General features: G+C 32.9%; 3 protein-coding genes. 2 read left to right on the top strand and 1 reads right to left on the bottom strand.

Going from position 1 to position 2,324, the window contains the following annotated elements:
• Positions 1-99: 99 nt before the first annotated feature.
• Entirely contained in the window at positions 100-1,338 is a 1,239-nt protein-coding gene (locus H6F62_RS20270; protein WP_190372835.1) for a lipid-A-disaccharide synthase, read from the bottom strand.
• A 258-nt stretch (positions 1,339-1,596) separates the two neighbouring features.
• Between H6F62_RS20270 and H6F62_RS20265 the strand changes: the two genes are divergently transcribed.
• Both H6F62_RS20265 and H6F62_RS20260 read left to right on the top strand, forming a co-directional pair.
• The gene (locus tag H6F62_RS20265; RefSeq protein WP_190372837.1) at positions 1,597-1,734 is read left to right on the top strand and encodes a hypothetical protein; all 138 of its coding nucleotides are present in this window, start codon (positions 1,597-1,599) and stop codon (positions 1,732-1,734) included.
• Between the two features lie 225 nt (positions 1,735-1,959).
• On the top strand, positions 1,960-2,157 hold the full coding sequence (locus H6F62_RS20260; RefSeq protein WP_190372836.1) for a hypothetical protein: 198 nt from the start codon (positions 1,960-1,962) through the stop codon (positions 2,155-2,157).
• Positions 2,158-2,324: the final 167 nt, after the last annotated feature.

Raw genomic sequence — 2,324 nt, 5'->3', positions numbered from 1 at the left:
CCGCACGATACAATTCTATCGAAGAGTGAAAATGTTCAACAAGTTTAATAATGGTATCAGGTGCTTTCATATCTGAAAAAATGTTAGTTTTATATAAATCTATAATAACTCTTGTTTGACCAAAATTGCCAACTTTTCCGCAGCCCCACCTTCACCCCTCACACTGCGTAATTTATGACGAATAGCCTCTAATTTCTCTGGATTTTTTAACAAATCTAAAACCATTTCTCCCACTTCCTCAGGTTGCAATTTACCTACTAATTCTGGTACAATTTCTGCTTGCGCCCAAATATTTGGCCAAGCTAATAAACCCTTATTTTTTGACATCCACCAATTAATTATCTTAGCAAAAAAAGAGCCTAATATCGGTAAATTTGCTAATATTCCTGGTAAACCATCCCAAGAACGCATTGCATCTAATTGTTGCATGGGTAATAATACAATCATGGGTACTGCTAACGCTCCTAATTCTGCGGTATTTGCACCAACTGTAGTTAAACAAATGGAACATTGAGACAATAAATGATAAGCGGGATTTTCTTGTTTTAATTCTACTGTTAAACCTGTAGAAGTTAGGAAATAATTATCTATTAAATCAGCACCTTGAAAATTAAATGCTGTTGTAAATGGGTTATTTTCAGGATTAGCAAAACTGGCTAAAGTTGGTAAATCTAAAGTTGGCGCAACAGGAATAAAAAACTTTGTCTGGGGTAATTTCCTGTGAATATATTCAGCAATAGCTAAGGTTAAAGGTACACCTTGAGTTAATTTCGCTGCTTTTGAACCTGGTAAAATTCCAATAATGTTAATTTGAGTTTGGAGATTTTCAATTTTAGATGTGATTTCATTCTCTGCTGCTTCTAACATTAAATCACCAACAATAGTAAATTTATCTGCATATTTTGGAGAAACATTTTTCGCAACTTGTGCTTTCATAATGGCAAATTTATCTATAAAATTGTGCCAACGTGCTTCCCATTCCGCATAAACTACTGTTTTATATCCTAACTTTTTACCAATAATAACGGGAAAAATTTGATCACCACCTAAAAATATAACCACACCTTGATTTCTCCATTGCCAATTTTCGGCGGTTTTTCCCCACAGTAAAAATTGCCAAAAATGTTCTGGTGCTTGAACTCTATCAACCTCTGGATAACCCAAAGCTATAGCAGTTTCTTTACCACTAGCATGAGGACAAGGTGATAATATTACAGAAATTCTGACCTGAGAAATATCATGTCCTAATTGTTCTCGCAATGCTTTGACAACAGGACGTACCCAGGTTGTTACCTCCCCAGGTCCATTGGAAAGAATCAGAATATCTACTGGAGTCATTTAATTATTACCTAATCAGTTATAAAATATGATTATACTGGTATAATGAATGAAAAGAACAAAACGGAATCTATAAATTAGAATCTCAATTAGATATGGTGACAAAGTATCTAAAGTTTTGTATCATAGTTAATCAAATTCATCACAAAATCAAATAACAATGTACTATGGTAATTAGTAGCGTAAATGTGCAATGCTTCCCTTACTGTTTTCAAAGGATGTCAGGTAAGCTACACCCTGATTTACTAATAGCAGAATGTGGCAGCTTTGACCGGTAAACCTAACTGGGTGAAACTAATGTCTAAGGAAAAAAAAGGTAATAAAGAAGCTAAAAAGCCTAAGAAAGATCCCAAGGACAAAAAGGAGAAAAAAGACCCAAACAGATATGATGGTTGAGGTAAGTAAGAAAGATTAACTTGATGAGAATTTCTGGTAAGGTATAATAAGGGTTTTAGGCTATTAGCTTTTAACAGATTAAGGTCATTATCCCTGTAGATAGATGGATAATGACCTTTGATTTTTCAAGTAAATATCAATTTATTATTTATCGATCATTTTCATAAGTTAGTTATATATCTCATTGATGCAAATTGTTAGTTTAAGCTATAATAGACAAATACTATGATTCCCCGCTGTAATATCATGACAACAAAATTACTCCAAAAAGTTATAGAAACAGCTGAAACTTTACCAATAGAAGAACAAAATAATATTCTTCAACCTTGGTTACATGAGTTAAAAATACATCAAATTGCTCAATCAAAGCAATCTCAATTTAAGTTATCGGAATTACTTCTTTTACATGAATTAGAAGAATGAAAATAACCTCATAATTGTTACTCGTAATATTAGTGATTTTGGTTTCTCATCTGTTAACCCACATTCCGCACCCCAAACTGTCACAGAGGTAAATTACGTAGAGAAAAAATTAAAGAGAGCATCAAAACAAACATATAAAGTGAAAAAAGGCATTTGAGAAACAGTAA

The organism is Anabaena sp. FACHB-1391, from assembly GCF_014696755.1.
Lineage (GTDB): Bacteria > Cyanobacteriota > Cyanobacteriia > Cyanobacteriales > Nostocaceae > Dolichospermum > Dolichospermum planctonicum.
Note: the sequence above shows the minus strand (reverse complement) of the source record. Positions and strands in the feature narration are given on the sequence as shown.